We start from the raw sequence: 5,835 nt of genomic DNA, 5'->3' as shown, positions 1-5,835 counted from the left end.
ATAGATCAGCGACCAATTCTTGAGGTGCATGTCGCCATTGCCGGTAACGGCAGCCAAAGCCAGTCGGCGGACGAATTCGAGCGCGGCTGAGGATGAGACGGCAATCCCGAGGGCGGCGGCAATATCGTGATAGGCCGCACCCTCATATTTTCGTGAGGGATAGATGCCAAACACCTGGGCGAAATCCTCGATATGGATTCGCTTGCCTCCGGTGCTGCGATCGAAGCGTTTGACGAGCAGGACTTTTCCGTCTGACAGCGTCTTGAATTCCTCAGGGATCCCTTCGAATTCTGATTGCTCGACGAGTTCGTGTTCTGGCACTTCCATGCCAATCGCTTCGGCCAAGGCGAGATTGGCATGTTCGTTTTCCGAGACGCCGGGAAACGATGTCGAGGGAAACTTGGCGATATATGAGCCCTGCTCGTTCCCTAAGGGTATGGTCAGGCCGCCACCCTTGCCTGTGTTCTTGATGACGGAAAGTTTCATCTGCACACCCGCGAGCGAAAACCGGGCCTTCGGCCTGGCAGTTGGCAGATATTCAGTACGAGCAACGGTCCCTTGGCTCGGCACAACCCGGACAGCCCCTGGCAGATCCGACCCGAGTGCAGCGAGCAAATCGAAATCATTTCCCGCTCGCACGCTACCTGCATGATGCTTCTCCATCGCCTCGCGAAGTTTATCCTCAGGAAGAAGGTTCGCAAAGAACGCCGGCAAAGCTCTTGCGACAGGCTTCGGGTCCTTGCGCAAACCCCCGTTTGCCGCGCGGAAAGACAGACTGAGCACTGGGAAGCCGCCCGTCTTGCGATAGCTGTCCTCGAAGCTAAACGCATTGAAGTCGCCCGGCGTCCTGACGATTGTGCCGACCTTCAGGTCATTCAGCAGCACTTCAAATGACGATATGGATCTTGGATCGAGAGGCGCATCAGGCATTGGCATCATCATCGGGACTTACGACGAAAGCAGGAAGGTCATCATCGGCGCCATCTGGCTGCAGCAGAGCATCAACCGCCAGGACCATAGCCTGCGGAATGAGCATCAGTTCGAGACCGAGCGCGCGACCAATGTTGATCAGCGTGGTCGTGCGAGCAGCGCTGCTTCCAGCTTCAATCTCGCGGTACCGCGGACGCGATATGCCCGCCATATCCGCAACCCGCTCTTGAGTGAGCCCCAAGCCCTTGCGCGCCGTCTTTAACTGCTGACCTATTTTCAGAAGAGCCTCTGATCCCGACTTCATCGTGATACCTAAACAGTTCATTTCGTTTGGTATGATACGCTTACATATCTCAGGCTACCAAAGTCGTCAAATAAAATGATATTAATAGAGATCATAGATGGAATAATGATCTGTTTATAAGTCATTACTGATGTCGACTGGGCCGTCGCCAATGTGAACACCGTGACTGGCAGAACTCTCCCAACGCACATGTTTTGTTAAAGGCTGCCTCGTGTTCCCGGTTGCCCTCAGCATTGGTGCCGCGAATCCGCGACGCCCGGAAGATATTCCGATACCGCCACCGCTACGTTTCTGGCCTGGTTGCGGATATCCGGAACGGCGGTTATTTCCTAGAATTGCCCCGCTGTCAGTGCGCCGCCGGCAAACAGGCCGGGCTGCGTGCTGCCGTGCCCATTGAGAACCTGCGCATTCCGGCTGACGCAAACACCAAGGCCGAGCTTGTCCGCCGAGATCAGGTCGTCCTCCAGCATCTGCCGAAGGAGCGGCGAGTGGGCGATCCCCGCCCGTTCCATACCCGTGCAATTGATGATCCAGTCAGCCCGCATCCTGATGCCTCCCGCACCGCCGCGCGGCCGAAATGCAAATGCCAGCTGCCGCCCGTCCTCCTCGATCGTCTGCAGCCCGGCGGAGACGAGCTTTCTCAGTCTCCAGCTCCTTCAGGCGCTTCACCTGATCGCCCCGTATTCTGCCCGCCAGCGGTAATATGTAACTTCCGTCACGCCTATCGAACGGATCGCCTCCGCCATCGATTTGCCCTGCGCATTCAGCACGTCAACCTGTCGCAACTTCGTGACGATCTCTTCCGCCTTGTGTCTTTTCGCTGCCATTTCAATGTCCTTCTTCGGCTCATAAGCCATACTTCAAAAAGGATCACTTTTACGTTTCACATGGTTGCCGGAATGTGTTTCGGCGTGGAATATTCCGCACGATTGACAGTCGCCCGAACATGGCCGACAAAGTAGGCTGGCGTCATAGTCTGAACTCTTTGCGGTTAAGTTTACGATGCCACGTCGATCGCTTTGACGGTTTAAGATTCACATCAGCACACCCTAATTCATGGTGCCTTCAGCTTCGGCTCTTGTTCTTTAGCATACACTATGACCTCGGAGGTACGCTCTTGAACCGCCCGCCAAGATGAGACCATTTCTCTAAGAATATGAATGGCTTCCTCTGGAGGCGCTCCAGCAGTTTGCTGAGACTTCATACGCGCCATCCACAAAGTGAGCTGCGCTGGCGTCGGTTCTCTTTGTTCCATGTCATTTCCTATCAAAGGGCTATCGTCGAAACACGTTTGAAACGAGGAAAGTTCCTTCAGTGATGTCTTAGAGTGTCATTTCGCCCCAGCCGGAACCGACCCACAAATGAGGCTGAACGCCCCGACCGTCCAGCCTCCTATCATCCCCTATCGAAATGGTCTCAGTGCACCATGAAGACGGGGACCTTCGAACCTTCGATCATCGACCGGGTGACGCCGCCAAAAATCCGCTCGCGAATCCTTGAATGCCCGTAAGCTCCCATGACGATCATGTCCGCAGACATGTCCATCGCGTGCTGTTGCAGAACGTCGGCGACCGGCCGTCCCATCGATGAGAGTTGATAGACGTTGACGACCGCGGAATGACGGGCGAGGTATCGGGCGACATCAGCACCCGGCTCCTGTCCGTTCTTCCTGATGTCCGCTTTTGGATCGACGAGCACGATATGGACGGTTTCCGCCTGAGCAATAAAATCAAGAGCAGCACGAATCGCGAGGGCTGCTTCGAGACTCGAGTCCCACGCAATCATGACATTCTTCGGCTTCAACGAAATCTTCCCGCGGCTTGGTGCCAGCAGGATTGGGCGCGCGGAATTGAACAGGCAGCCGTCGATGGCCCTAGACTTGAGATCAAGATCCAGCGTCAGCCCGGCTCCCATGACCGTCAGATCAGAATACCGCGCCCGCTCACCCAGTTGGTCCCCCGCACTCGCGATCTCGGTGAACTTTCCTTCCAGCGAGTAGGAAATTCCGGTCTCCGCCAGCATGTCACACACTTTTGCGACATAGCTGTCCAGCCTTGTCTCTTCATTCTTGCGCTCGTCAAGCCAAACGGTCGCTATGACACCGGCGTCTCCCATGGGCGGCGGCGGCGCCAGTTGTACGACGACGACGGACAGGTGCGCGTCGATCTCGCGGCAGAGTTCAACTGCGTCAAGCAGATCGTGTTCATCCTGATCTACACGAACGACGGACAGAATTGTTTTGCATGACATATTGAATCTCCTTTGGCGAAGCTTGGCCGGGGGTTCACTCTACCGGCGTCTCGAATCCCGTCGTTGATTTGGATCAAAGGGATTCCTTTAACCGCGTGGGGCCAGCGGGAAAATCTTTCGTCGAGCCCGCCTGATGTGGCGAGGCGCATTGTCACACCCGTCCGAGACCCCAGTCAGTCGTCTATCAAGACCCGCTCGGCCGCTCCGTCCATGGCCTCGTACTGGCCGGAACGGAGAGCCCAGACGAATGCAGCCACATCAAGCCCTCCCAGCAACAGCGCGATCGGCATGAGATAGAGAAGAGTTTCCATCAGGCTTCCACCACCTTCCATGTTTTCCATTTGCCGCCAAGCACCCTTCGCACCCATCCTTCTCCTGCTGTCAGCCTCATCGCATTTCCAATAACCAGCAGCGATGGCGGCGAGGAGCGGCGTCACGTGCCCCATGATCGCGATTGGAACCGCGATGAGGTTTATAGCCAATCGCCAGGGTGAAATTCTGCTCTACGAGCCTTTCGGCATGCCTTGCGACCTTCAAGGCAAGCCGAACCGCATTCAAGCTGTCCCGCAGGAATACGAAGTCTACGGCGCTCCTTCCGATGTCGGCCGCTGTCGCGGGGGTCAGGCGTCCCGTCGAGCGGATGAAGACAGGATTCGCGCTCGGCGAGCGCAATCCTGTCTGGCGGACCGGCGGGGAACCGGACCTGACCGGAACACGCGTTGAGTGTTCCTCTCCTGCCGCGGATTGAATGGCTGCAAACATAACGAAATGTCGGGATCGATCAGATCCGGGCGCCACCCGTCGCATCAATCATCTGGCCCGTCGTCCAACGCGCATCGTTCGATGCGAGAAAAGCGATGACGTCGGCGACGTCCTCCGGCCGGCCGACACGTGAGAAGACCGAGAGGGCTTCGGCGCCGGCGCGCGCATCCGGCGATGCCAGCCACTCGGCATTCATATCCGTCTCCGTTACACCCGGCAGCACAGCATTGACCGTAATCCCGCGAGCTGCAAATTCAGGCGCCAGCGCCAGTGTCAACGTCTCCAGCGCGCCCTTAGAGGCCGCATACGCCGGATGGGTCGGCGCCGCGATCCGCGTAAACCCAGTAGAGACATTGATGATGCGGCCGTTGTCACGGATGTCGTCTGCCACTGCCTGGATCAGGAAGAACGGCGCCTTGTAGTTGATCGTCATCACCTCGTCGAAAGCAGCTTCGCTTGTCTGCTTCAACGGCAGTGCGGGCGCGATGCCGGCATTGTTCACCAGAATGTCGAGAGCGGAGGAACCCGTTTCAGTACGCACGGCTTCGCTGAACTGTGCCCAGAGGCTGTCGGCCGCGTCCTTGCCCCGTCTGAGATCGGCCTTCACAGCAACGGCCTTGACGCCAAGCGCCTCGATATCACGTACAGTGGCATTGGCAGCATCCGCGTTGGCGGTATAGTGCACGCCAATCAGCGCCGCACCCTCCTTCGCAAACGCAAGAGCAACCGCGCGGCCGATGCCGCGCGAACTTCCAGTGATGAGGGCTATCTTGTCTGCGAGTCTTTGGGACATGAATCACTCCGTTGCTAAATTAAATAGTGACCCCTATAATAAAGAGGAAAGAAGGTCTGTCAATAATTTAATAGGGATCACTATTATAATGGAGCAGCCAGTCCGCAAACGCGGCAGACCGCGTGTGCTCGATCGCGACGTCGGGCTCGACATCGCGGCACGCTTGTTCTGGGAACGCGGCTACGAGGGAACCTCGACCGCCGACCTCACGAAGGCCATGGGGATCAATCCGCCGACTCTCTATTCAATGTTCGGCTCCAAGGAAGAATTGTACCGTCAGGTGCTCGACTTCAGCATTGTCCGTGAAAACAGCCGCCGTCTGGAAATCCTGCGATCCAACCTCCCGATTCACGAAGCGCTGGGCCTGTACCTTTACGATATCGCTGACGGTGATACCCAGCCGGACAAGCCGCGAGGATGCATGGTCTCGACGGCCGTCCTGCAGCATGCGGAAGAAAATGCGTCCGTCGCTCGGATGACGGCGGCATTGCGCGAGACGTCGATGCAGACTCTAAAAGCCCGCTTCGACCGGGCCGTCGAGGAAGGCGAATTGCCGGCGCAAACCGATACCGATACGCTCGCGCGCTTCTATGGTGCGATTATCCAGGGCATGTCCGCTCAGGCCTGCGATGGCGCCTGCAATGCGCGGCTGAAGCGGCTGATCGATCTCGCACTCACGGCCTGGCCTGGGAAGCGTAGCGCCTGATGGGGAGTTCGGCCCGAAGACACGTGAACTGCTCGTGCTGACCGCAAGCGTCGCAGAACCCTATCGCTGGTTCGCCCATGGGCGCCTTGA

Annotated in this window: 8 protein-coding genes and 1 pseudogene; 1 reads left to right on the top strand and 8 read right to left on the bottom strand. The window is 57.5% G+C overall.

Going from position 1 to position 5,835, the window contains the following annotated elements:
• The 8 genes and pseudogenes from J2Z75_RS29075 to J2Z75_RS29040 form a co-directional block, all read right to left on the bottom strand.
• The coding region (locus J2Z75_RS29075; RefSeq protein WP_209857432.1) for a type II toxin-antitoxin system HipA family toxin at positions 1–942 on the bottom strand (942 nt) is incomplete at its 3' end.
• Positions 923–1,234 carry a helix-turn-helix domain-containing protein gene (locus J2Z75_RS29070; protein WP_209857430.1) on the bottom strand — a complete coding sequence of 104 codons (312 nt, stop codon included), beginning with the start codon at positions 1,232–1,234 and terminating at the stop codon, positions 923–925. The genes J2Z75_RS29070 and J2Z75_RS29075, both read right to left, overlap by 20 nt.
• Before the next feature lie 329 nt (positions 1,235–1,563).
• Positions 1,564–1,779 carry a hypothetical protein gene (locus J2Z75_RS29065; protein ID WP_209857428.1) on the bottom strand — a complete coding sequence of 72 codons (216 nt, stop codon included), beginning with the start codon at positions 1,777–1,779 and terminating at the stop codon, positions 1,564–1,566.
• Positions 1,780–1,795: 16 nt separating this feature from the next.
• Positions 1,796–2,061, bottom strand: a pseudogene (locus tag J2Z75_RS29060) (transposase); the annotation flags it as partial.
• 227 nt (positions 2,062–2,288) lie between these two features.
• Positions 2,289–2,489 (bottom strand): hypothetical protein, encoded by a 201-nt coding sequence (locus tag J2Z75_RS29055; RefSeq protein WP_209857426.1) that lies wholly within the window; start codon positions 2,487–2,489, stop codon positions 2,289–2,291.
• A 161-nt stretch (positions 2,490–2,650) separates the two neighbouring features.
• Positions 2,651–3,484: a universal stress protein gene (locus J2Z75_RS29050; protein WP_209857424.1), complete on the bottom strand. Its 834-nt coding sequence runs from the start codon at positions 3,482–3,484 to the stop codon at positions 2,651–2,653.
• Positions 3,485–3,657: 173 nt separating this feature from the next.
• Complete coding sequence (gene ccoS, locus J2Z75_RS29045; protein WP_209857422.1) at positions 3,658–3,795, bottom strand: cbb3-type cytochrome oxidase assembly protein CcoS; 138 nt, start codon at positions 3,793–3,795, stop codon at positions 3,658–3,660.
• Positions 3,796–4,265: 470 nt separating this feature from the next.
• On the bottom strand, positions 4,266–5,039 hold the full coding sequence (locus tag J2Z75_RS29040) for an SDR family oxidoreductase (RefSeq protein WP_209857421.1): 774 nt from the start codon (positions 5,037–5,039) through the stop codon (positions 4,266–4,268).
• Between the two features lie 88 nt (positions 5,040–5,127).
• On the opposite strand from J2Z75_RS29040, the gene J2Z75_RS29035 reads away from it, so the two are divergent.
• Positions 5,128–5,745, top strand: coding sequence for a TetR/AcrR family transcriptional regulator (locus J2Z75_RS29035; protein ID WP_209857419.1), 618 nt, complete (start codon positions 5,128–5,130; stop codon positions 5,743–5,745).
• Positions 5,746–5,835: the final 90 nt, after the last annotated feature.

It is taken from the genome of Rhizobium herbae (assembly GCF_017873135.1).
Lineage (GTDB): Bacteria > Pseudomonadota > Alphaproteobacteria > Rhizobiales > Rhizobiaceae > Pararhizobium > Pararhizobium herbae.
This window is presented reverse-complemented; position numbering and strand designations above follow the sequence as displayed.